Annotated in this window: 20 protein-coding genes; 17 read left to right on the top strand and 3 right to left on the bottom strand. The window is 39.8% G+C overall.

The genetic code is table 11. The features are described from left to right. Window position 1: 1 nt before the first annotated feature. A complete protein-coding gene (locus EAX61_RS15295) occupies window positions 2–3,019 on the bottom strand; it encodes a ligand-binding sensor domain-containing protein (protein WP_121918586.1) in 3,018 nt (1,005 codons plus the stop codon). Window positions 3,020–3,264: 245 nt separating this feature from the next. Between EAX61_RS15295 and rlmD the strand changes: the two genes are divergently transcribed. From rlmD to EAX61_RS15235, 12 genes are all read left to right on the top strand, one after another. After that, window positions 3,265–4,677, top strand: coding sequence for a 23S rRNA (uracil(1939)-C(5))-methyltransferase RlmD (gene rlmD, locus EAX61_RS15290; protein ID WP_121918585.1), 1,413 nt, complete (start codon window positions 3,265–3,267; stop codon window positions 4,675–4,677). A 17-nt stretch (window positions 4,678–4,694) separates the two neighbouring features. After that, window positions 4,695–6,197 (top strand): TlpA disulfide reductase family protein, encoded by a 1,503-nt coding sequence (locus EAX61_RS15285; RefSeq protein WP_161555244.1) that lies wholly within the window; start codon window positions 4,695–4,697, stop codon window positions 6,195–6,197. Window position 6,198: 1 nt separating this feature from the next. Then, entirely contained in the window at window positions 6,199–6,696 is a 498-nt protein-coding gene (locus EAX61_RS15280) for a DUF6452 family protein (protein WP_121918583.1), read from the top strand. Next, entirely contained in the window at window positions 6,662–7,369 is a 708-nt protein-coding gene (locus tag EAX61_RS15275) for a DUF6048 family protein (protein ID WP_121918582.1), read from the top strand. Before EAX61_RS15280 ends, EAX61_RS15275 begins: the two co-directional genes overlap by 35 nt. A gap of 157 nt (window positions 7,370–7,526) precedes the next feature. Further along, window positions 7,527–8,561: a tail fiber domain-containing protein gene (locus tag EAX61_RS15270; protein ID WP_121918581.1), complete on the top strand. Its 1,035-nt coding sequence runs from the start codon at window positions 7,527–7,529 to the stop codon at window positions 8,559–8,561. 162 nt (window positions 8,562–8,723) lie between these two features. After that, a complete protein-coding gene (gene rplS, locus EAX61_RS15265) occupies window positions 8,724–9,074 on the top strand; it encodes a 50S ribosomal protein L19 (protein WP_121918580.1) in 351 nt (116 codons plus the stop codon). Window positions 9,075–9,674: 600 nt separating this feature from the next. Beyond that, the gene (locus EAX61_RS15260) at window positions 9,675–10,640 is read left to right on the top strand and encodes a septum formation inhibitor Maf (RefSeq protein WP_121918579.1); all 966 of its coding nucleotides are present in this window, start codon (window positions 9,675–9,677) and stop codon (window positions 10,638–10,640) included. Between the two features lie 9 nt (window positions 10,641–10,649). Further along, window positions 10,650–11,240 carry a mechanosensitive ion channel domain-containing protein gene (locus EAX61_RS15255; protein WP_121918578.1) on the top strand — a complete coding sequence of 197 codons (591 nt, stop codon included), beginning with the start codon at window positions 10,650–10,652 and terminating at the stop codon, window positions 11,238–11,240. Between the two features lie 52 nt (window positions 11,241–11,292). Continuing rightward, complete coding sequence (locus tag EAX61_RS15250; RefSeq protein WP_121918577.1) at window positions 11,293–13,827, top strand: PIG-L family deacetylase; 2,535 nt, start codon at window positions 11,293–11,295, stop codon at window positions 13,825–13,827. 120 nt (window positions 13,828–13,947) lie between these two features. Beyond that, entirely contained in the window at window positions 13,948–15,654 is a 1,707-nt protein-coding gene (locus EAX61_RS15245) for a sodium:solute symporter family protein (RefSeq protein WP_121918576.1), read from the top strand. Window position 15,655: 1 nt separating this feature from the next. Next, complete coding sequence (locus EAX61_RS15240; protein ID WP_236642065.1) at window positions 15,656–16,630, top strand: Gfo/Idh/MocA family protein; 975 nt, start codon at window positions 15,656–15,658, stop codon at window positions 16,628–16,630. After that, entirely contained in the window at window positions 16,627–17,094 is a 468-nt protein-coding gene (locus EAX61_RS15235) for a hypothetical protein (protein WP_147448386.1), read from the top strand. The genes EAX61_RS15240 and EAX61_RS15235 overlap by 4 nt, the downstream gene beginning before the upstream one ends. Window positions 17,095–17,151: 57 nt before the next feature. Here EAX61_RS15235 and EAX61_RS15230 read toward each other — a convergent pair whose 3' ends face one another. Next, entirely contained in the window at window positions 17,152–17,997 is an 846-nt protein-coding gene (locus EAX61_RS15230; RefSeq protein ID WP_121918574.1) for a DUF2911 domain-containing protein, read from the bottom strand. A 146-nt stretch (window positions 17,998–18,143) separates the two neighbouring features. Between EAX61_RS15230 and EAX61_RS15225 the strand changes: the two genes are divergently transcribed. The 5 genes from EAX61_RS15225 (at window position 18,144) to EAX61_RS15205 (ending at window position 22,850) form a co-directional block, all read left to right on the top strand. Continuing rightward, on the top strand, window positions 18,144–18,812 hold the full coding sequence (locus EAX61_RS15225; protein ID WP_121918573.1) for an MIP/aquaporin family protein: 669 nt from the start codon (window positions 18,144–18,146) through the stop codon (window positions 18,810–18,812). Between the two features lie 99 nt (window positions 18,813–18,911). Next, entirely contained in the window at window positions 18,912–20,027 is a 1,116-nt protein-coding gene (locus EAX61_RS15220; RefSeq protein ID WP_121918572.1) for a Gfo/Idh/MocA family protein, read from the top strand. Between the two features lie 62 nt (window positions 20,028–20,089). After that, the gene (locus tag EAX61_RS15215; protein ID WP_121918571.1) at window positions 20,090–20,605 is read left to right on the top strand and encodes an SRPBCC family protein; all 516 of its coding nucleotides are present in this window, start codon (window positions 20,090–20,092) and stop codon (window positions 20,603–20,605) included. A gap of 1 nt (window position 20,606) precedes the next feature. Then, window positions 20,607–21,305: an SDR family NAD(P)-dependent oxidoreductase gene (locus EAX61_RS15210; RefSeq protein WP_121918570.1), complete on the top strand. Its 699-nt coding sequence runs from the start codon at window positions 20,607–20,609 to the stop codon at window positions 21,303–21,305. 228 nt (window positions 21,306–21,533) lie between these two features. Continuing rightward, on the top strand, window positions 21,534–22,850 hold the full coding sequence (locus tag EAX61_RS15205) for a cryptochrome/photolyase family protein (protein ID WP_121918569.1): 1,317 nt from the start codon (window positions 21,534–21,536) through the stop codon (window positions 22,848–22,850). Between the two features lie 50 nt (window positions 22,851–22,900). Here the strand turns inward: EAX61_RS15205 and EAX61_RS15200 are convergent, their stop codons facing one another. After that, window positions 22,901–23,710, bottom strand: coding sequence for a tyrosine-type recombinase/integrase (locus tag EAX61_RS15200; protein ID WP_236642064.1), 810 nt, complete (start codon window positions 23,708–23,710; stop codon window positions 22,901–22,903). Window positions 23,711–23,968 lie beyond the last annotated feature (258 nt).

Below are 23,968 nucleotides of genomic sequence, written 5' to 3'. Positions count from 1 at the left end.
ATTACTTATTTTGAGGTTTTGGTATGACAATTCTGTTTTTGACACCGTCTTCAGATTGCGTTTCAAGTGTTCCTTTGAGCTGTCGCACCATTTCATTTACGAGTTCCAGCCCGAGAGAATTTTGGCGCATATCCTTTGGCGCATATCCCTTACCATTATCCTCTAGTGTTAAAATGATGTCACCTTCGGTAATGGAAGTGGAAATTTTTAAGGTATTGCTTTCGCGAAAGCGGTCAAAAGCATATTTATACACATTTGTAATGAGCTCATTGAGAACGAGGCCTATCAAGGTAGTTTGCCCGCTGGGAACCGAAATATCTTCTAGGTCATATTCTACTTTAAATAATGGAGTGCTCTCATTGCCCAAAACCTTGAGCACCGCCGAAACTAACTCTTTTATAAACGCCGAAAGATGAATCGCATCATCATCCTGAGCAAATGCCTGCTGAATGTGGGAAATAGTCAGAATACGCTGTTTGGCAACTTGCAACGCCTCAATAGCATCTGTATCCTCGAGAGAATGCGCCTGTATATTAAGCAGGCTCGAGATAATCTGTAAATTATTCTTTACTCGGTGATTAAGCTCCTGCATCAGGAACGTAATGCGCTCTCGCTGGGATTCCGATTCATTGTAAGCTGTCGTGAGCGCTTCGTTCTTTTCCTTTACTTCTTGTGTGCGCTCTTCGACAAGGCGGGTAAGTTTGAGTTTATCCTTCTTAAGTTTGTTTGTTTTATACAGATAGTACATAATACCGGAAAGCAAGAAAAGTACAACTGCCAGCACTCGGAACCACCATTGCTGGTACCACGGTGGTACGACAATGACAGTCATCATATCTGGTTCATTATTCCAGATGCCTACGTCATTACTCGCTTTAACTAAAAAGCGATAGGTGCCTGGATTTAAGTTTGTGTATGTGGTCGTGCGATCTGTAGTTTCGGGACGCCACGTCTCATCAAAACCTTCCATCTTAAACTGATAGCTAACCTTGTTCGGGTTTAGATAATTGAGTGCGGTGTACCCAAAGGTGATAACATTCTCATCACTCTTAAAAACCAAGGTGTCCTTAAAAAGCTCATTGCGCTCCAGCGGACTGTTAAAGAGCTCTACTCTATCGATGTGAACCTCTGGTGTATGGGGATTTTCCTTGAGTCTGTCTGGATGAAAAATATTAAATCCATCTACTCCACCAAAATAGAGGTTGCCAAATTCATCTTTATAAGAGCATTTCCCATTAAACTCATTGTTCTGTAGCCCATCTTTTACCGTGTAATTTGTAAACAAACCCGTTGCCACATCCAGCATAGAGAGTCCTTCGTTAGAACTTACCCATACATTATCATTATCATCTATCTCCAGCGTGTACATTAAATTGTTAGGCAAGCCTTCGTTCATTGTATACTGCACCGAAGTTTCAAAATCTGACATCAGGTGTGTGAGACCGTGGTTTGTTGCGACCCAAAAGGAGTTGTCCGAAGCCTGACGAATCCCAAAGATTCTTTTTCCACTCAGCCCCCCGGTTGCTTCATCTCCACTGGTAAAATGAGAAAGCTCCTCACCTTCTTTATATCGGTACAGACCATTATCGCCTCCTAGCCACAAGTAGCCTTCTTTATCGTAAAAGTGTGTTCTCGTCCTATTTATTTTTTCGCCGTTAATGAGAATGGGAGTAAATGTCCCTTCGGCAATGTTCATTTCCTGTATTCCGGATGAAATACTCGAGACCCAAACGCGCTTTTCATCTATTGGTATGATTTCTGGAACATCATTTTCGGCGAGGCTTTTGGGGTTATTTGGATCGTGTAAGTATTGTTTGAATTTTTGGGACTTTTCATCAAAAAGCATCACACCATATCCATAACCACCTGACCAAAAATTGCCATAATCATCTTTATGTAAAATGTATGCAGGACCTTCCTCTGGAACTGTTGCAAAGAGTTTACTAGTTTTGGCAACCATATCGTATTTTACCACACCAAAAGTTGTCGCCACCCACAACGTACTGTCAGCCTCTTTTTCAAACTGAAACGAACTAATTTTAATTGCCGAAGGATACTCCTCTAATTTTATTTTCTGAGTGACAAATTTCTTCCTGTAATCATTGTGGTAAAACATTCCCTCTCCTTCTGATCCAAACCAAGTATTTCCCTTATCATCTTGATGAATCTCGTAGATTTCAACAGGATCATATACTTTACCGTTAGTTCCTTTAAGAATGATTTTCTGAGCCGTTTCGTTATTCTCTAGACGCATCAAGCCCGTTTTTGAGCCTATATATATGGACATATTATCAATGTGTTCTAAACACATAATATGATCAGTAATATTGGTTTTTTGTGTAATACCAGTTGTGCGGTCATAAAGATAGAGTCCGCTAGCTGTTCCTATGGCGAGTTGATTATCCAGCCATAGCAATGCATTTACGGGTATTTTAGGAATCTCATTAAATGGTGTAAATGCATTCTTTTTTTTGTTAAACCGAAATGCTCCCTCTGTAGAAGTCCCTAGAATATATTCGTCCTCGTCCCAAACTACAGCATCTGTCACATAAGCTCCATTTTTACTTTCTGGGAGGGTGAACCGCTCAAAACTTTTGGATTTTCGGTTATAAATGCCAAATTGATTCTCAGACGAAAAAAGTAAATTTTCATCGTCTATAGCAATAATCCCTCGATTTAGTAATAGCGCGCTGTCATCGCGGAGTCCAGCAACATCAAAAAAACGATCTTCAGAAAGTTTGTACCCTAGTACTCCGCTTTTGAGTGTTCCTATCCATAACGTATCCTTAGTAAAGTGCAGGTCTTCTATGTAATTATCCTGAACATCACTACCGTCTGGAAGGGATAGCTTTTTTGATATAAATCCGTAACCGTCATAGCGCTGCACTCCATCCTCTGTTCCTACCCAGATATAATCTAGATCATCTTGCACTACAGCACGCACATTGAGTTGTTTGAGCCCTTGATTTTGATCTATGGATACGACTTCAAGAGTATCGACAGTTTTTTCAGAAATCATTCTTGAAGTAAACGTATTGCTGGATTGAGCAGACGCAACAAGGCAAGAAAAGCCAAAAAGGAATAAGAAAAGGTAATATTTAAAATGAACCAATGATGTTGGGGGTATTAAAAGGTTCTAAAATACAAATAATCAACAAGTATAAAATACCCAGTAATGGGTATAAATGACTTGAAAAGTTCTAGCCTCGCTACATATAGTTTTTTTACATTTCCATTGTCATACAAAGAAGCTATTTTTGCACTATGGGAAGACGTAAACAAAATCGTGTTGTATTTGAAAATATTGAAGTAACAGATGCTGGAGCAAAGGGTAAAGCCATAGGCCACGCACCAGACGGGAAAGTCATCTTTATAAACAATGCCGTTCCTGGAGATGTGGTACACGTACAGACCACAAAAAAACGCAAGTCATACTATGAAGCAACGGCTACGGAGGTTGTTACGCTTTCGCGAAAGCGTACAACCCCACAATGTCAGCATTTTGAAGCTTGTGGTGGCTGTAAATGGCAACATATGGAGTATCAATACCAGCTGGAATACAAACAGCAGGAAGTTGAAAATAACCTAAAACGTCTCGGAAAAATAGAGCTTCCAGAAATCACCCCAATCGCCGGTAGCGCCGAACAGTATTTTTATCGCAACAAAATGGAGTTTGGCTTTTCAGACTCAAAATGGCTTACGCTGGACCAGATACGTAGCGACGAAGTTATAGAGGACCGCAATGCGCTAGGTTTTCATATCGCGGGAATGTGGGACAAAATTCTTGATATTGAGAAATGCCACTTACAACGTGACCCCAGCAACGCCATACGCAATGGAATCAAAGAATTTGCTACGACAAATGGACTTGCATTTTATAATGCTCGCAATCAAGAAGGCTTACTGCGCACTTTAATGATCAGGACTTCGAGCACGGGAGAATTAATGGTGCTAGTGCAATTTTTTAAAGAGGATGTTGCCCTGCGCACCTTGTTAATGGATTACATTAAAGATACTTTCCCAGAAATCACTTCCTTATTATATGTCATAAACAGTAAAGGAAACGATACCATCTATGACCAGAAAATAGAAGTGTATCACGGTCGCGACCACATTTTTGAAGAAATGGAGGGCTTAAAGTTTAAAATAAACGCTAAGTCTTTTTATCAAACCAACTCGGCGCAAGCTTATGAATTGTATAAGATCACTCGTGATTTTGCAGGACTCACAGGTGACGAACTTGTGTACGATTTGTACACAGGAACGGGTACCATTGCTCAGTTTGTGGCAAAAGATGCAAAAAAGGTAATCGGTGTAGAAGCGGTTCCAGACGCCATCACGGCCGCAAAGGAAAATGCAGAGCGCAACGGAATTACAAATACAGAGTTTTATGTAGGAGATATGAAAAATGTCTTCAATACAGAATTTATAAATACTCACGGGATTCCAGATGTAATCATTACTGACCCACCGCGAGACGGGATGCACGGCGATGTGGTTAAACAAATCTTAAACATTGCACCGCAAAAAGTCGTTTACGTAAGTTGCAACAGCGCAACACAAGCGAGGGACCTAGCGTTACTAGATGAGACATACAAAGTAACCCGAGTACAACCTGTAGATATGTTCCCGCAAACGCATCACGTGGAAAATGTAGTGTTGCTGGAGAAGAGATAAAATAAATGAATACGTATATGAACTATTTAAGACATCTGTTTTTACCTGTTTTAGTACTACTGCTATTTTCCTGTAAGAGCGATAAGATGGAAAACGAGCCATCTCTAACTCAAAAAACCGTTATTGAAGGCACTATTAAAAATGGAAAGTTTTCTGAATACGGAACAACCATTCACCTAAGTTATCCAAATTATATTGCGGGGGATTATGTTGAGGAAACTGCAGTAATTGATTCACTCACAGGGCAATTTACATTTGAGTTAAACACAACGGTCCCGCAGCAAGTATATGTATATCATAACCAAGGGTTCGAACTTTTTATCACACCAGGGGAGACTGTGACTGTGAACTTTGATAATAGTTTTAATGAGGAAGAGGTTTTTAAAGAAAATATTGACTTCAAAGGCGCAAACGCAGCCGATAACAGGATGCTTTTAAATTACAAATCGCTGTTTCCAGAAGATTACACGAGAAATGAAACCATTATTAGATCTGGAAAACCTGAAGCCTATAAGAACTATTTAGATTCTTTATACATCGTAAAGGATACAAAAATTGATGCCTTTATTAAAGAAAACAATCCTAGTCCTTTCTTTAAAAACTGGCTGGAAACAGAAAAGAAATTTGCTAAAAACGCAAAGCTCCTTGCCTACATTCCTTTGCACAATATGTTTACACGACAGTTTGTAAAAGTGGATGACAATTTTTTTAAAGAAGCAATGACTCCTGTATCTTTTACTGAGAAAGACCTAGTTAACAACACCTTATCTTCAGACTATATACGTTATTATGGCTACCAGATAAATACAGACATACAGAACGCCCTATCACCAGAAGAGTTAAAGCGTCCTGAAAAAAGAGATTCTGTATATTTCAAAAAAATTGATGCCGTTGCTTCAAAAAATAAACTGCTTGCTCAATTAGTTGCAAATCAATATGTGCAAGGAATGTTATCGAATAATAGTGTAACGTATTATGAGAAGCATAGAGGTAAGTTTGACACGCTTTTTTCAGAAAGTATTTTTGAAAAATCCCTCGCACGAAAGTACGGTAGCGTGAAAGATCTTTTAGACAATCCAGTTTTACCTGAAGGTTCGGAATTATTATCTTTCAAATCTGAAAACTCTGAGGATTTCATTCAGGAAATTATTGCAAATGCAAATGGCAAGGTCGTTTTTATTGATAATTGGGCAACTTGGTGTGGGCCTTGCAAACAAGAGTTTAAGGAAGCGACTCCGGCGTTAAAAGAAAAATTTGAAGATGATGTGGAGTTTGTTTATTTATGCCATCAGTCTGATGAGAAACTTTGGAAGCCTTCCATCGCTCAATACAAAGTAAAGGGGAAGCATTATTTTCTAAACAAAGAAGAGAGTAAACCCATTTTCAAGCAAATAAATCTCCAAGGTTTTCCTACATACACCATTATTAATAAAAAAGGAGAAATCGTAAACTCTGGATTTGAATATCGCCCCAGCGAATCTATTACAACAGAAATTCTCACAAAACTCGTTGCGGAATAATATGAGAAAGATTCTATATGGCGTTATTTTTAGTTTGAGCATTTTGAGCTCCTCCTGCGAGCGTGATGACATTTGTGCAGAAAGCACGCCCACTACTCCGTTGCTTATTATTCGCTTTTACGACTTTGACAATCCCAGCGAATTCAAAGTCCCAACAAACCTAGGCATCGCCGAAAGTGATCAGGAAAGTGGCTTGCTATTTAATTCGGATAGTATTGCTATACCGTTGCGTACAGATGTGGACCAGACGGCTTTTCGCTTTGTGCTTAACGCAACTGGAGAAACGGATACTGAAGATATTTCAAATGAAGATCTTATTACATTTATATACGAACGGGAGGAAGATTACGTGAGTAAGGCCTGTGGTTTTAGGATAACTTACGACGCCCTAGGCGAATCCCTTAGTCCACAGCCAGATGGGTTTTGGATTCAAGACCTTATTATTGATAATATTACTATAGACAATGAGACCACAGCACATATTCGTATTTTTCATTAGTCTATATTTTGGGTTGTATAGTTGTGCTGTACAGGCACAAGATGCGCGCCCTCAAGACTCGATTCCTACAAAAACAGATTATTATGGGCTGCGTGTAGGTATAGACCTTTCAAAGTTAGTACGTAGTGGTCTAGATGACGACTACACGGGCTTTGAAGTGGCTGGAGATTTCCGAATCACAAAAAAACATTATCTAGCCGCAGAAATAGGTAACGAACAACGTACAACAGACCTTCCTAATTTAAACAGTACCGCAAGTGGTAGTTACATCAAAGCAGGATTTAATTATAATGCCTACGAGAATTGGTTTGGGATGAACAACCTTATTTACGCTGGGGTACGCGGTGGTTTTTCTACATTTAATCAAGAGTTGAACTCGTACACGATTTATACGACCAATCCGCTTTTTGGTGATGACATTCGTACAGATTCCCGAGAATTTAATGACCTCAATGCCACTTGGCTCGAATTTCATTTGGGAGTTCAGGTCGAGCTTTTTCACAATCTTTATCTTGGAGCAAATGTGCAGCTTAAACGAAGTATTACCATCAAAGAACCAGACGGGTTTGAGGTCTTGCACATTCCTGGATTTGGGAAGACTACAGACGAGAGTGCTTTTGCCGTAGGTTATGGATATTCTTTGTCTTATTTGATTCCTATATTTAAGAAGTAGGGGTGGAGATAGAAAAATCTAAATTTGAATTTTCTCTTGCACTAATCGAATGAACTTACAGCCATAACTTACTTACTATAATCGCGTTATATCCGATATGGCAATTTAAATCAAAGCAATTTATATTATATTTGCGATTAGTTAAAGATCCCAAATCATGAAATATTACTTTACAATGATTGCCACCACTATGCTGGCAATCACTTGTTATTCACAGGTAGGTATTAATACCATTGACCCACAGTCTACACTTGATGTAGTGGCATCAAATCCCGCTAGTCCTGACTTAAATGATGGTCTTCTTATACCTCGTATAGACGCATTTCCAGGCACCGCTCCAGGAGTGAATCAAAATTCGATGGTGGTGTATCTCACAACAGCAATAGCAGGTTTTCCTGTTGGATACTATTATTGGGACAATGGCACTTCTACTTGGACTCCATTTCTAAGAAATATATACACCGAAGATGGTAGCCTCCTCGCAAATAGAACAGTTACACTGAATAATCGGAGTTTGACGTTCTCAAATAGCGCATTAAATTATTCAAGAATATTAGGTGATGGAAGAATGAGCCTGTCTAATACCACCAACATCCCATTGACCATTGATACGAATAATCAGGGATATTCTGGAATATTTTTTGAACAAGACAATTTCACATCTGAGATGTTTATGTACCGTGATGGTACAAATAACCGATTTTACTTTGAAAATAATGATGCTATGGGTAGTATCTCTTTTGGTTTTGCAACCTTACAGAGGTTTCATATGACAAATGATGCCATCTTGCCAGCTGCATCAAGACTTCTTGACCTTGGCGACGCTACAAACATTTGGGATAATATTCACGGGGAGGACATATTCTACTATAATTCTATATCAATGGCCTCAGACCAAAGACTAAAAGAGAATTTTAAACTTTTAAATTATGGTATTGATGAGCTTTTAAAAATACCAACGTACCGTTACAATTATAAGAATAGTCCAGATGGCACCGAACATTTGGGAGTTATTGCCCAAGAAATGAAAGAGATAATTCCCGAAGTTGTAACAACCATTCCAGATACGGAATTTTATGCTGTCGACTATACCGCCTTAATTCCTGTTTTGATTAACGCTATGAAGGAACAAAACGAAAAAATTAAAGAACTTCAAAAAGAAGTGAATTCACTAAAGGCAAAAATGAATTAATTATCAGTACTTAGACGCATTGCAACAATTGCATATTTTCTTAAAATTAATGGAGAAGCAATTGTAGTTAATAGAAAAAACATTATTTTTGCATCCGCTTATGATAACCTCTGACGATATGCGTGAACGTTGTCCTAACCAAAAACATTAAAATCCACAACGATGGAAGATTTAGTAAAATTTGTACAAGACGAATTTATCAAGCAAAATGATTTCCCAGCTTTTAGCGCAGGAGATACTATCACGGTGTATTACGAAATCCGTGAAGGAGAAAAGAGCCGTACACAGTTCTTTAGAGGAACAGTAATCCAAAGAAGAGGTGCTGGAAAAACTCAGACTTTTACCATTAGAAAAATGTCTGGAACCGTAGGTGTTGAGCGTGTATTCCCGATCAACCTTCCTACGATCCAAAAAATCGAAGTGAACAAGCGTGGTAAAGTTCGTAGAGCCCGTATCTACTACTTTAGAGAGCTTACTGGTAAGAAAGCACGTATTAAGGAAGTACGTAAATAACAGACCGTCACTATATAAAAGCTCCACCCACGTGGGGCTTTTTTTATGAACAAAAGTTAATAACTATAGTTTATAACCTGTTGATTATTAAATTATTACATTTATCAAATTTGAATCTCTTTTTTTCCTATCTTTAACGTAGTAATAAACAAAATCATTACTAACCAAAGTAAACGTATCAAAATTTTAAATTCGGGTAATCCATTTAAAATTTACGTTTGCAAGCTACTAACAAGGCCCGCTGCACAAGCTAGAATCTTGAGAAATTATAAACCTCAGTATTCAAACAACCTTAAGTAGGAGCAAACACTATGTGAGGTAAATCGATGATTATTAAGACACGATTACTTCATTTTACTGGAAATTGCACGGTATGGGTACTAATATTCCCATTGTAAAACTTCAAGGGTTTACCGGTAACACAATTTCTAAAAAGCCATATCTAGGTACTTTGTACAGGGATATGGCTTTTGTAATTTAAAGACTCCCGCACATCCTCTTAAAACTACACCTATTAGAATTGGTTTGAATTCATAAGATTTGCATTGCTTTAACGTACTTCCGCATTAAATTTTCTAATTTTAAATTAAAATTACTCTTATGTTATTTCCTCTATTAGAACCGAAAACAGGTCGCTCTATTTCCCTGTTCCTCCCCTTAGCGTTTATTCTTATTGCTACTATGAGTTGTAATGAAAAAGTTGTCAAGGACGATATGGCCGTAAATGACAACAATGAAGCAACATACGATGAGTCCTCCGCTCAACCTAGAAACCTCTCCCAAGAATTTAAAGACTACTGGTATGCGGGTGAAGCAGAAATCACCTCTTATAGACTGTCACAGGCTCGTTACGGAGAGCTAAGAGAAGGCACCGCTGCCCTAATCTATGTAACAGAAGACTTTTTACCTAAAGAACAAGTAAAAGCAGATCAAAACAACAAAAACAATATACCAGTTCTCAAACTTAACGCCACTAAAAATTTTAATACGGGTATTTATCCCTACTCAGTAATGACGAGCACCTTCTATCCAGTAAATGAAAAACGCCACGCCATAAAAGTATCGCAGAGTATGCAGGAATGGTGCGGTCACGTATACGCTCAGCTCAACAATCGAGATGACTTTGAAGTGATGTCTCACTCCTATTTTCAAGGTGAGGCAGATCAAGATTTCAACCTTCCCAAAGCAGTACTAGAAAATGAAGTCTGGACACAGTTACGTATCAATCCACAGGAGTTACCTGTTGGAGAGTTTGAGGCCATTCCAGATTTGGCATTTGTTCGTATGAAACACGTTACCTTACAAGCATACCCTGCAAAAGCAACCCGGACAGAAGGCAACTATACGTTACAATTTCCTACGCTTGGACGTACACTTTCGATTACCTTTACTCCAGAATTTCCCTACGCCATAACGGGTTGGGAAGAGACATTTAAGAGCGGTTTTGGGAACAATGCAAAACAGCTCAAGACCACCGCCACAGCTTTCAAAACCATAAAAAGTGCTTACTGGGGCAAAAATAGCAATGCAGATGCACCGCTACGTAAAGAACTAGGATTAGAATAACATTCATATATGCTTGACAATTATAAACACCAAATCGTTCAGACCCTGATTCTAATAGGGATTCTGATTGTCATCAGGATTATAATCACTTATTTTGTAAAACGATTTTCCGAACGCAAAAACAAAGTTGCAAAACGCGCAAACCTCATTATGAAATATGTGGATTTTGCACTAATTCTTCTCACAAGTCCGTTTGCATTTTATATATGGAGTCTTGAGGCCAGAGACCTAGGGGTGGTAGCATCATCTGTTTTTGCAATAATCGGTGTAGGTTTTTTTGCACAATGGTCTGTGCTTAGCAATATGACTAGTGGTGTAATTATTTTCTTTACCCTACCTTACAAAATAGGCGACAGGATCAAAATACACGATAAGGATTTCCCTATTATCGCAGTTATTGAGGACATCAAAGCCTTTCATACGAACCTCATTACAGAAGACGGTGGACTTCATACTTACCCTAATAGTTTGTTACTCCAGAAAGGAGTCACCATAGTACAAGATGGTGTGCGCACCAGCTTTATAGAAGAAACAGAAGATACCCTGAGCGACGCCCAACAGGAGAACTCAGAAAATGTTAAAGAAACACTAAAGGAATGATGCTAGGAGCCATTTTGGGTATATTTGAGAAGATTCATTTTACTCAAATTCGATGCGTAAATCCACACTACTCACTGTTCTATTTCTTTGTTTCGCTTTCGCGAAAATTTCCGCTCAGGGAATCACATTAAAACCTAAAAAACCTACTGCTTCCAAAATCTATGAGGACATCAAAAAGCTTAATTTCTTAGGCTCTGTCTTATATGTGGCGGCACATCCAGATGATGAGAACACTACGGCGATCTCCTATTTTGCAAATACGGTAAAAGCAAGAACAGCTTATCTTTCTTTAACAAGAGGCGATGGAGGACAAAATATCATAGGTCCAGAGCTAAGAGAACTTCTTGGTATCATTCGAACACAGGAGCTGCTTGCTGCGAGAGCCACCGACGGCGGAGAACAACGATTTACAAGAGCAAACGATTTTGGGTACTCCAAACATCCTGACGAGACCCTCGCTATCTGGAACAAAGACGAAGTTCTCGGAGATGTTGTTTGGGCCATACGCACATTTAAACCAGATGTCATCATAAACCGTTTTGACCATCGGTCTCCGGGAAGTACACACGGTCACCATACTTCAAGCGCAATGCTCAGTGTAGAAGCCTATGACCTCGCAGGCGATGCTTCTAAATATCCAAAGCAATTAGAATACACTCAAACGTGGCAACCCAGTCGCCAGTTCTTCAATACCTCTTGGTGGTTTTACGGTAGTAGAGAGAACTTTGAAAAAGCAGACAAGTCTAAGCTCGTAAATATAGACGTAGGTACCTACTACCCTGCTTACGGATTGTCCAACACAGAAATTTCGGCGTTGAGTCGGAGCCAGCATAAATCGCAAGGATTTGGAAATACGGGAAGACGTGGTAGCGATGAGACCTACTTCGAATTACTTCGTGGCGAGATGCCAAAAACAAACGACATCTTTGAAGGTATAGATACTTCTTGGAATCGCGTAAAAGGTGGTGCAACGGTTCAAACAATTATGAACAACATCATCGCCAATTATGATTTTAAGAATCCAGCGAAAAGTGTTTCGGCTTTAGCGCAAGCATATACTGCAGTTCAAAAAATAGAAGATGCCCATTGGAAGGCGATTAAGAGTCAAGAAATACAGGACCTCATCATTGCTTGTTCAGGATTATATCTCGAGGCAGCATCAGATATCGCAATGGCAACCGAGGGTGACGAAATCACTTTAAATATAGAAGCTATAAATCGCAGCGATGCAAATATTGCTATAAATAAGGCGGTAATCACTCCTAACAATCAAACGATTAGCTGGAGCACCTCACTCTCAAATAATGAAGCCGAAAATACTTCGGCGAAGTTTGTGGTGGATTCAGATTTTAAAATGACCTCGGCGTATTGGTTACGTGAAGAGGGAACGCTAGGAATGTATAATGTGGAAGACCGCAGACTCATAGGAAAGCCAGAAACTCCTGTTACAAATACCGTTCGTTTTGATTTGACTGTCGCTGGAGTCCCCATTTCAATTGAGAAGCCAATAGTTTACAAATACAACGACCGCGTAAAAGGCGAAGTGTACGAACCGTTTGAAATTGTGCCTGCTGTTTCGGCAAAGGTGGACTCTAAGATTTTTATTTTCGCGAAAGCGGCACCCAAAAAGATCCCCATAACAATAACCGCTCATACTGCAAACTTAAAAGGAAAGGTCTTTTTGGACCATTCGGCGGGATGGACGATACAACCTGAAAGTTTTGATATTTCTATTGAAAATAAGAATGAATCCAAGGAAGTTATTTTTGAAGTAACGCCGCCCGCTGGGGAGAACGAAGGTTTTATCATCCCAAGAGTAACGTACAACGGCGAGGATTTTAACCGCGAGATGGTGCAAATAGACTATGATCATATCCCATTACAAACCTTATTCTTACCATCAAAGGCAAAGGTAGTGCGACTAGACATCAAACGTGAAGGAAACTACATAGGCTACATTCAGGGTGCTGGCGATGCAGTGCCAGAAAATCTGGAGCAAATAGGTTACCAAGTTGCAACGCTGGACCCAAAAACCATCACGCCAGAGCTACTGTCTCAGTTTGACGCAGTGGTTGTAGGAATTCGTGCATACAATGTGGTAGAAGAAATGCAAACCAAACAACCGCTACTTCTAGACTATGTAGAAAACGGCGGGACGCTCATCGCTCAATACAACACTAGCGGTCGCTGGGGCGATACAAAAATCGGGGCACCTTACGAGTTGAGCCTATCCCGTGACAGAGTTACTGATGAAAATAGCGAAGTACGGATTCTTGCTAAAGACCATCCACTTGTAAATTTCCCAAACAAATTGACTGAAAAAGACTTTGAAGGCTGGACACAAGAGCGCGGCCTTTATTTTCCAGACGAATGGGCAGACGAATACACCCCAATCCTCTCTATGAACGATAAAGGTGAAACTGCAAAAGATGGTAGTCTCCTCATCGCACCATACGGAAAAGGGCAGTATATCTATACAGGTATCAGTTTCTTTAGAGAATTGCCTGCTGGGGTTTCTGGAGCTTATAAACTGTTTGCAAATATGCTTTCTGTTGGTAAAGAGAAACAGGAAAGAATCAAACAATAGGTTTATGGAGAAGCCAGAGAAATATATTTGGAAAAAGAGCTACACGGTGATACTTCTTGTGAACGTGGCATATTTAGTGATTTTCTACTTTTTAATGAACTCCTTTAGATAATCTAGTTTATGCAGTTAATTGATTGGATTGTTCTAGGCGCGACTTTAGTATTTATTGTACTCTACGGAGTGTATAAAACGCAGGGGAGTAAAAATGTAGAAGATTACATACGTGGCGGGAATACTTCAAAATGGTGGACGGTAGGACTCTCAGTAATGGCGACGCAAGCTAGTGCTATTACGTTTCTCTCTACTACAGGGCAAGGATTTTATAGCGGGATGGGGTTTGTACAGTTTTATTTTGGGCTTCCTATTGCGATGGTCATTATCTGTATGGTCTTTATTCCTATTTACCATAGACTCAAGGTGTACACTGCTTATGAATACCTGGAAAGCAGATTTGACCTCAAAACACGTACACTTGCCGCGACGCTCTTCTTAATACAGCGTAGTCTGGCTGCGGGGATTACCATTTATGCCCCCGCAATTATACTCTCTGCAGTATTGGGATGGAATCTTACTATGCTTAATATTATCATTGGGATAGTGGTTATTGTATATACTGTTTCTGGAGGTACAAAAGCGGTAAGCACTACACAAAAACAACAAATGGCAGTGATTTTCTTAGGGATGTTTATAGCCTTTTATATCATTCTCGATAAACTTCCGGATGACATTAGTTTTACAAATGCTTTGAGCATCGCAGGTGCGGCAGACAAGATGCAGTTGCTGGATTTTTCTTTTGACTTTAATAATCGATATACGGTCTGGAGCGGGCTCATAGGAGGAACTTTCTTAATGCTTTCCTACTTCGGTACAGACCAGAGCCAGGTGCAACGCTACCTTTCTGGAAAAAATGTACGCGAAATGCAAATGGGACTCCTTTTTAACGGAGCGCTTAAAATACCAATGCAGTTTTTTATTCTCTTAGTTGGCGTGATGGTGTTTGTATTTTATCAATTTAATAGTGCGCCACTCCACTTTAATCCTGCTGCTGAAGAGGCTGTGCTATCCTCCTCCTACTCGGCAGAATATCAAACAGTGCAGAAGGAATTATCGAAGGTGCAAAACCTTCAAAAATACGCAGCCCTCGGATACATAGACAATCCTGATAATGACAGTTATATCGAGAATGGAGAAACAAAATCCTACGTCACCACTTACCAACAAGAGGACAGAAGACTACGCGAAAAAGCTAAAGAAATCATTGCAAGGGCAAGTCCAGAGGTAGAAAACAACGATAAGGATTATGTTTTCATACACTTTATCCTCAACAACCTGCCTAATGGCTTGATAGGCCTTTTACTCGCGGTCATCCTAAGTGCCGCAATGTCATCTACCGCCTCAGAGCTTAATGCACTGGGTTCTACCACAGCAATTGATCTCTACAAGCGGAACGTGCGTGGTGATAAAGATGAAGACCACTATGTAAAAGCGACTAAAGGCTTCACATTAATGTGGGGAATTCTTGCCATAGTAGTTGCCTGTACAGCCAGTCTTTTTGAGAATTTGATTCAGCTGGTAAATATTATAGGATCCATATTTTATGGGAATATCCTTGGAATCTTTTTACTTGCTTTCTTTGTGAAATATGTACGTAGTAATGCGGTTTTTATCGCTGCGCTTATCACTCAAGCTATTGTTTTGGCAGGATATTTTGGTGACTGGATGCCGTACTTATGGCTTAACCTATTTGGCTGTGCGGTAGTGATGGGCATCGCAATACTACTTGAGACAGGGATGCGAGGCAATGATAAAAAACCACAATTGACATAAAATGAGTATGAAAGAAACACGCTGGGGTATTTTAGGTTGTGGTCACATAGCCGAAAAATTTGCCCAAGATTTACAACAGACAGAAGGTGCTATCCTGCAGGCGGTAGGAAGTCGGAGTCTGGAAAAGGCGAAGGCTTTTGGTGAGGAGTTTGAGGCGTTGGAGGCTTTTGGCTCTTATGAAGAGCTTGCGCAATCTTCGGCGGTAGATATTATTTATGTTGCTACGCCACATATGTTTCATAAGGAGCATACGTTGCTTTGTCTCAAGAACAAGAAAGCAGTGCTTTGCGAGAAGGCATTTGGGATGAATCTGGAGGAGGTTGCCGAGATGTGCGCTTTCGCGAAAGCGGAAAAACTTTTTTTAATGGAAGCGTTATGGACACATTTCTTACCGCATTACAATTACGCCTTAGAAACCGTACACTCTGGAAACTTGGGAAAAATAAAATCCCTTAAAGCAGACTTCGGGATAGACCCAGAATATAATCCAGAGGGTCGATTATTTAATAAAGGTTTAGGTGGCGGGAGCTTACTGGACGTAGGCATATATCCCGTTTTTGCCGCATTGAGTATGCTAGGATACACGGACAACATTAAAGCCGAAGGAAAACTGGGCCCTACTGGTGTAGATCATAGTGTATCCATCGTGTTAGATTACGGAAATGACGTAACTGCTCAATTGTACTGCGCCATAGATGAAAAGACGGATACAATTTGCACTATTGAACTTGAGTTTGGAAAAGTGCTCATTAACAGCCGTTTTCACGAGCCATCTGCTGTAACTGTAATCGCAGAAGGTAGGAATACGCTCAAGGAGTTTCCTGTAAATGTGAATGGGTACCACTATGAGATCCTACATTGTCAAGAGATGCTAGCTCAAGGAAAAACTGAAAGCAGCATAATGACTTTTGAAAAAAGTAAGCAGCTTATGATGCTTCTGGACGGAATACGCAATCAAATAGGGCTTAAATATTGAAAGAAAGCATCTTATATAAAGAAACACAGTCCATGTATTGGTTCCCCTTACTAATGATGGGAATTGCCGCGTTGGTATTACTTGCAGCTTATATGGGCTGGGGAAGCAAACCTGCGCCCATTGAGGTGGGGTTTTTTATTTTCATTTTTTTCGGGCTTTTGTCTTTGCCCTTTTACAAATTAACGATTACAGTTACCGAGCACTACGCGCTAGCAAGTTTTGGTGTAGGGTGGATTAAGAAGCGAGTCCTCATTAAAGACTTAGACCTTAGTACGGCCGAGATTGTAAAGCTACCTTGGTACGCTGGTATAGGATATCGTTGGGGTTCACAGGGTACATTTTTAAATACAAGACCTGGTCCCGCCCTACTTATTAAAACACATAATAAATACGATGAGTTTTTTGTAGGTACTAAAAACGGGCCAGAAATTATCAAAGTCATTGAGCAAGTAAAAACGATATAAATAGGAAACGCCCGCAACTAATTGCAGGCGTTTCTTGTTGCTATAAAAGTAAGCAGATTACTTAACTCCCCACTCCTTAAGAGAATCTTCGTTCATTTTTACATAATCCATATTTCCTGCGGCCTTTGCACCTGTAAGAGATTTTTTTGCAGCTTCTATTGCTCCTTTTTTATCTCCATTTTTTGCAAGAATTAATGATTGCTGGCGTAGTTGCCAGAACTTAGGTTCTGGAGTCATTTCCATTGCCTTGTCCATATATTCTTTTGCAAGTTTTACATCTACATCATTAGAACCTAGATAAACTGCAGCTGCATAATAGTCTCCAGCAGCTGGTCCAGCCATTGTTTTCTTGATCTGTGCCATTACAGTCTCGTTTGCTGGTGTTTTAAATGGTACCGCTACATAAGTATCGCTCCACATGATCCCAAGATTAGCCGAGTCTGTTGTTAGGTCATCTATAGAGATTGTAAAAGTCTCTACTCCCATAGGAAGATTAATAACATCTGCCTTTACTACTGCAGCTACTTTGCTGTCATCCCATGTACTAGGAGTTCCCCAGTTATCAGAATCGCTGTAAAAGTAAACTTCCCAGCTATCTTCCATAGGCTTTGTAAAAATAGCGTACTTTCCAGCTTTTACTTCCTTACCTCCTATTGTTACAGGAGTAGAAAATTCGATAGTTGTGTTTGCATTTGCTCCAGTACGCCACATTGCACCATAAGGAACTAAATCGCCAAAAATGGTCCTGTCACGCATCCCAGGGCGAGAATACGCTACAGTAACGTCAGTCAGTCCAACTACCTGTTCCATTTTCTGGAATGGAGACGGTGCTGGTGTTTTGATTTGTGCTTGAGCACCTACAGTACATAGGGCTACAAAAGCAACTAAAAGTAATTTTTTCATTGTATTGTGTTTTAAAGGTTTGATGGTGAATGTTATTCCGCTTTCGCGAAAGCGCACCCATACCCACAAAAATAGCATTAACAAATCTGCTAATTGTTAACAAAACCTTAATATAGCAGCTTGTATCTTTGCTGAAATTTAAACGAATGAAACGCTACATCGCCGAAGTTATCGGAACCTTTGCAATGGTTTTCTGTGGTACAGGAGCAATGACCATAAATGAAATTACGGGAGGTGCTGTTACTCATCCTGGAGTTGCTATTACGTGGGGACTTATTGTGATGGCAATGATTTATGCCTTTGGTGATATTTCTGGGGCGCACTTTAATCCTGCGGTAACTGTAGCCTTTGCTTACGCAAAAAAATTCTCGTGGCGCGAGGTACCTAAGTATGTTATGGCACAATGTATAGGCGCGATAATCGCTAGTAGCATCTTGTTGTTTCTGTTTCCCGCAAGTGAGGAGCTGGGCGCTACGCTAGTAGCCGAAGGTTTTGAACCCTATCGAGCATTTGTTTTAGAATTGCTACTCACGTTTTTTCTAATGCTTGTTATCATAAACGTCTCTACTGGAGCAAAGGAAATTGGAATTATAGCAGGTATTGCCGTAGGTAGCGTTGTACTCTTAGAAGCAATGTTTGCAGGCCCTATGACCAGAGCCTCTATGAATCCTGCGCGCTCACTTGGACCCGCCTTACTTTCTGGAAATTTACAGGACTTATGGCTATATCTTACCGCTCCTTTTATAGGTGCGCTTCTCGCCGTTGTGAGTTGTAAGCTAGTAAAGGACGAACAATGTTGTGATGAGGGATGCTAAAAATCACTAAAGTGATTTTAAGTGAATTCTAACATTTATAACAAGCGACCGAGACTTGTTTTTCTGTAACTTTCTATGCTAATTAACAGACTGTTACCTATGAAACCCATCACTCGCCGTAAATTCAGTTCCAATATTGCAAAGGGCGCCGCAGCCATTGCCCTCACAAGTAATATTCCTATGGCCTATGCCTGCACACCTCAAAACAAGAAAAGTCTAGGCATTGCTTTAGTCGGTTTGGGCTCTTATAGTAATGGACAACTGGGACCTGGTCTTCTTAAAACAAAACATTGTCACCTGGCAGGTATTGTAACAGGAAGTCCCGAGAAAGTCCCACAATGGAAAGAGAAATATAATATCCCTGATAAGAATTGCTATAGTTACGAGGACTTTGATACTATAGAGGATAATAAGGACATAGATATCGTATATGTCGTACTACCCAACGCAATGCACGCAGACTTTTGCATACGTGCTGCAAAAGCTGGCAAACACGTGATTTGTGAGAAGCCTATGGCTGTCTCTGTAGCAGAGTGTGATGCCATTATCAATGCCTGTGCAGATGCAAATGTTGCTCTGGGCGTAGGATACAGAATGCAATCTGAACCCTCGACAGACAGGTTTAAGGAAATGATTGCTACTAGGAAATATGGAAAACCGCACGTGGTAACAGCAGATGCTGGCTATGTGTCACGAGGAAATCCTGACCAATGGAGACTGGACAAATCACTAGCCGGTGGCGGGGCCCTTCTTAATATGGGCGTCTATGCGATACAAGGGATTATTTATGCCGCGCAAGAGCTACCAATCTCTGTTACTGCGCAGGAGTTCAGTACGGACCCGAGTTATTATAATGATACCGATGAGACAATTACCGCACAATTTAAATTTGCGAGCGGCACCGTAGGATCTATCATTACCTCTCATAATGCTAAAGGTGACCGTATTTTTGCATCTTGCGAGAATGGCTGGATAGAACTGGACAAAGCTCATTCTTACGGAGTGATCCGGGGAAAAACCTCTGATGGAACCGTAATAGATAGCGGTCCTCAAAGTCAGCAAGCACTGCAAATGGATGATTTTGCCCTGCACATTTTAAAAGGTGCTGTAAATAAAGCTCCTGGAAGTATGGGAAAACGGGATATGATTATCTGCGAGGCGATTTATGAATCTATCGCACAGGGCGGAAAAGAAATTATGCTAACACTATCATAATTTCTGTTTTGTTTAACTAATCACACTTTATTGTTAAACAAATAGATTGTACTTTTATACTTATGAAAATTTACACACTACACTCCAAACAGAATCTTCCTATATCTGTAGACGAAGCTTGGGACTTTTTATCGGACCCTAGAAATCTTAAAACAATAACCCCAGATTACATGGGTTTTAAAATCCTTTCTGGAGCAGACCGACCTATGTATGCTGGACAACTCATACAATATATTGTCACTCCTATTATGGGGATAAAAACTAAATGGGTTACAGAAATCACTAGTGTAGAACATAAAAAATTCTTTGTAGACGAACAACGTTACGGTCCATATGCACTCTGGCATCATAAACATTTTATAAAAGAAATTCCTGGCGGGGTAGAGATGGAAGATATTGTAGATTATAAGGTCCCTGCAGGCATTTTGGGACAATGGGTACATCCCTTTTTAGTAAAACCTAAGTTGGACGAAATTTTTGAATACCGAAAGCATAAACTCGTAGAACTTTTTGGGACTTATCATAATAATACTGAAGAAGAAAATAGCGGTAAACACAAACACGAAATACTAGCATAATATGAGAAAGAATATACTTTTAATAGGCGGAAGCCACGGGATAGGATTTGAAATTGCCCGAACCTTGAACGAAAAACATAATATTTATGTCGCCTCAAGAACTAACGAAAAATTGGGTAATCTGGAGGTAGACCATATAGAATATGATGCCGAAAATGATGAACTTGACCTGAGTCAGCTACCAGAGCGCATTGATGGCTTTGTATATTGCCCTGGCTCTATAAATCTAAAACCATTTAAGATGCTGAGTACGGAGACCTTTAGGGAAGATATGGAGCTTAACTTTTTAAGCCTTGTAAAAACAGTGCATCAGGTTATGGCTCATCTTAAAAAATCTGACCAAGCGAGTATGGTGTTCTTTAGTACCGTGGCTGTAAAAGTTGGGATGCCTTTCCACACTAGCGTTGCGGCGGCTAAGGGTGCCATCGAGGGATTTGCAAAAGCGCTGGCTGCCGAATATGCGCCAAAGATTAGAGTAAATGTTATCGCGCCTTCCCTTACTGATACACCTCTAGCAGAAAGGCTCTTGAGCAATGACAAAAAGAAGGATATGATGGATGCCCGCCACCCTATGAAACGCGTGGGACAACCTGAAGATATTGCAAGTGTTGCTGCCTTCCTTTTAGGAGATGAGAGTAGCTGGATTACAGGACAAGTATTAGGCGTAGATGGCGGTATGAGTACCCTTAATGTAAATTAAAAATTCACAATTTTACGGATGTGGTTTTCAGTTTTTAAACTTTGAAGGATTATGTATTCGCTTTCGCGAAAGCGAACTCAAGACCTTTAAATAACTTTAAGCATAGGCAAGCATTACGCAGCTCAAAGCTCAAAGCTAAAACAGATCCGCTTTTATCAAAATGCCTAATAACATCTGATCATAGATTATTAGGCATTTCTTATTTTTAAAAATAAAAACAGATTCAAAATGTCAAAACAAAAAAAAGTAAATATATTCTGGTTTAGAAGAGACTTAAGACTCGATGATAACGTCGGGTTTCTTGCAGCGCTTAAAGCAGATTTGCCTGTGCTACCTATTTTTATTTTTGACAAAGAGATTTTAGATAAACTACCCGAAGATGATGCGAGAGTGACCTTCATTTTTGACACACTTCAGAAAATGCGGGACGAGCTACAAGCAGAACATGACAGTTCACTTGCGATGTTTTATGGAAAACCAGAGACGATTTACAAAGATTTAATAGGTCAATATGAGATCGATACTGTTTTTACAAATCGCGACTATGAGCCATATGCTAAGGAGCGCGACGGGGCAATAGAACAATTACTTTCTGAAAATGAAATCAATTTTAAGACATATAAAGACCAAGTCATTTTTGAAAAAGACGAAGTCGTAAAAAATGACGGAGACGCCTATGTAGTATACACGCCGTATAAAAATAAGTGGAAGGAAATTTTTGACGAAGATGAGCATCTTAAGATGCACTACACTTCCCAATACCTCGATAACCTTATTAAGAATACGCGTTTGCCCAATGTCACCTTAAGCGATATGGGTTTTAAAACTTCGTCGTTAAAAGTACCTGATTATACCGTCACTCCTACCCTCATAGATAATTATGAAGATACCCGAAATTTTCCTGCAAAGGAAAATGGTACCTCGCGATTAGGGCCTCACCTCCGTTTTGGCACTGTGAGCGTGCGTAAGATGGTACGTAAGGCTATAAATGAAACGAACGAAGTCTTTTGGAGCGAACTCATCTGGCGGGAATTTTTTATGCAAATTCTCTATCATTATCCTCGTACGGTAGATGAGGCTTTTCGCAAGAAATACGATCGTATAGAATGGCGCAATAATGAGGACGAATTTGAAAAGTGGAAAAATGGACAAACGGGCTACGCCTTTGTAGATGCTGGAATGCGCGAACTTAATACTACTGGTTTTATGCACAACCGTGTACGTATGCTCGTGGCTAGCTTCCTGTGCAAACACTTACTCATAGACTGGCGCTGGGGTGAAGCTTATTTTGCCGAAAAATTACTGGATTATGAGATGAGTTCTAACGTGGGTAACTGGCAATGGGCTGCAGGCTCTGGGGTAGATGCCGCGCCTTACTTTAGGATTTTTAATCCTATGACGCAGATAGATAAATTTGATAAACAGCGCGAGTACATAAAGGAATTTGTCCCAGAATACGACTCTGATGACTACGTGGAAAAAATGGTAGACCACAAAGAGGCGCGGGAGCGTTGTCTTAAAGTCTATAAAGAGGCTGTGAGTTAATTCTCCTAATGAATACCATCAATTACGACAGGCTACTAATTTATTATTTCCTATAAACCAAGATCGTCTAGGGGACTTTTTATCTCAGTCATAGAACGTTTTGAGACTTGGGTGTAAATGAGGGTTGTCTTGATGTTATCGTGACCCAAAAGCTTTTGGATCATTCTTATATCTGTACCCCTATCAAATAAGTGTGTAGCATAGGCGTGTCTCAAACTATGCACCGTATGTCCTGAAGGTACCCCAGCATTTTTACACGCTTTCTTAAAGACCAATAAAAGACTATTTGATGTATATTTCCCACCTTTCTGACCTTCAAAGAGATATTCCTTAGGTTTATACTTTTTGTAGTAAGGCTTCCATATTTCTCGTAAGCTTTCTGGTAGTGGCAGGATACGGTCTTTATTACCCTTTGCAGCTTTTATATGGATAAGCTTTGAGTCTTTTAGAATATGGTCTAATTTTAAATTTGTAAGTTCTCCGCTACGTAATCCCAACGCATAAATTGTGGCTAACATTGCTTTGTGCTTCTCATTAGACAAACCGTCTAATATAGCCCTTACTTGCTGAGCAGATAAAATCAAGGGAAGTGATTTGGGTCTTCTAACGGGATAGACTGGTGTCAAGTCTAAACTTCTTTTATGAATCTCTGACAGGAAAAGGTGTATGGCACTTAAAAGTTGTTTTTGGGAAGAATAGGAATATTTAGTTTGCTCTATAAATTTTAAAATTTCATTATACAATTCCTTATTTGTAAGGTCATTTATGGATCTATGAAAACCTATATGCTGTTGAAATCTTTGTAGTAAACCTATATAAGAGCTAACTGTACTCTCGGCATACCGTTTAATTATTAACAAACGTTGAAAACCCTTAAAACTTTCGATAACGCACCCATGTATTGATTCCGGGCTAATTTACAAAACCATTTGATAACGCGCCTTTTTTGAGATGTGAATGGAATAAAAATGGTAACTTAGCTTTATACTCACGTTGATGGTCAATTACCTTCGGCCGCAATGCTCCATAAAATAAGAAAATTAGGGCTCAATCGAGAGGTTGGGGAATTTAGCAAATCAAAGTTTTGAAGTACTCTCCGCTTGCATCATTTAGATCAA

Origin of the sequence: Dokdonia sinensis (assembly GCF_003688895.1) — a bacterium.
Lineage (GTDB): Bacteria > Bacteroidota > Bacteroidia > Flavobacteriales > Flavobacteriaceae > Dokdonia > Dokdonia sinensis.
Note: the sequence above shows the minus strand (reverse complement) of the source record. Positions and strands in the feature narration are given on the sequence as shown.

What these genes read in the sequence shown, in the direction of transcription:
- EAX61_RS15295 (WP_121918586.1), bottom strand. Translation starts at nt 3,019, where the DNA reads ATGATTTCTGAAAAAACTGTCGATACTCTTGAAGTCGTATCCATAGAT.
- EAX61_RS15215 (WP_121918571.1), top strand. Translation starts at nt 20,090, where the DNA reads ATGAAAATTTACACACTACACTCCAAACAGAATCTTCCTATATCTGTA.
- rlmD (WP_121918585.1), top strand. Translation starts at nt 3,265, where the DNA reads ATGGGAAGACGTAAACAAAATCGTGTTGTATTTGAAAATATTGAAGTA.
- EAX61_RS15225 (WP_121918573.1), top strand. Translation starts at nt 18,144, where the DNA reads ATGAAACGCTACATCGCCGAAGTTATCGGAACCTTTGCAATGGTTTTC.
- rplS (WP_121918580.1), top strand. Translation starts at nt 8,724, where the DNA reads ATGGAAGATTTAGTAAAATTTGTACAAGACGAATTTATCAAGCAAAAT.
- EAX61_RS15245 (WP_121918576.1), top strand. Translation starts at nt 13,948, where the DNA reads ATGCAGTTAATTGATTGGATTGTTCTAGGCGCGACTTTAGTATTTATT.
- EAX61_RS15280 (WP_121918583.1), top strand. Translation starts at nt 6,199, where the DNA reads ATGAGAAAGATTCTATATGGCGTTATTTTTAGTTTGAGCATTTTGAGC.
- EAX61_RS15230 (WP_121918574.1), bottom strand. Translation starts at nt 17,997, where the DNA reads ATGAAAAAATTACTTTTAGTTGCTTTTGTAGCCCTATGTACTGTAGGT.
- EAX61_RS15255 (WP_121918578.1), top strand. Translation starts at nt 10,650, where the DNA reads ATGCTTGACAATTATAAACACCAAATCGTTCAGACCCTGATTCTAATA.
- EAX61_RS15270 (WP_121918581.1), top strand. Translation starts at nt 7,527, where the DNA reads ATGAAATATTACTTTACAATGATTGCCACCACTATGCTGGCAATCACT.
- EAX61_RS15285 (WP_161555244.1), top strand. Translation starts at nt 4,695, where the DNA reads ATGAACTATTTAAGACATCTGTTTTTACCTGTTTTAGTACTACTGCTA.
- EAX61_RS15210 (WP_121918570.1), top strand. Translation starts at nt 20,607, where the DNA reads ATGAGAAAGAATATACTTTTAATAGGCGGAAGCCACGGGATAGGATTT.
- EAX61_RS15275 (WP_121918582.1), top strand. Translation starts at nt 6,662, where the DNA reads ATGAGACCACAGCACATATTCGTATTTTTCATTAGTCTATATTTTGGG.
- EAX61_RS15240 (WP_236642065.1), top strand. Translation starts at nt 15,656, where the DNA reads ATGAGTATGAAAGAAACACGCTGGGGTATTTTAGGTTGTGGTCACATA.
- EAX61_RS15220 (WP_121918572.1), top strand. Translation starts at nt 18,912, where the DNA reads ATGAAACCCATCACTCGCCGTAAATTCAGTTCCAATATTGCAAAGGGC.
- EAX61_RS15260 (WP_121918579.1), top strand. Translation starts at nt 9,675, where the DNA reads ATGTTATTTCCTCTATTAGAACCGAAAACAGGTCGCTCTATTTCCCTG.
- EAX61_RS15250 (WP_121918577.1), top strand. Translation starts at nt 11,293, where the DNA reads ATGCGTAAATCCACACTACTCACTGTTCTATTTCTTTGTTTCGCTTTC.
- EAX61_RS15205 (WP_121918569.1), top strand. Translation starts at nt 21,534, where the DNA reads ATGTCAAAACAAAAAAAAGTAAATATATTCTGGTTTAGAAGAGACTTA.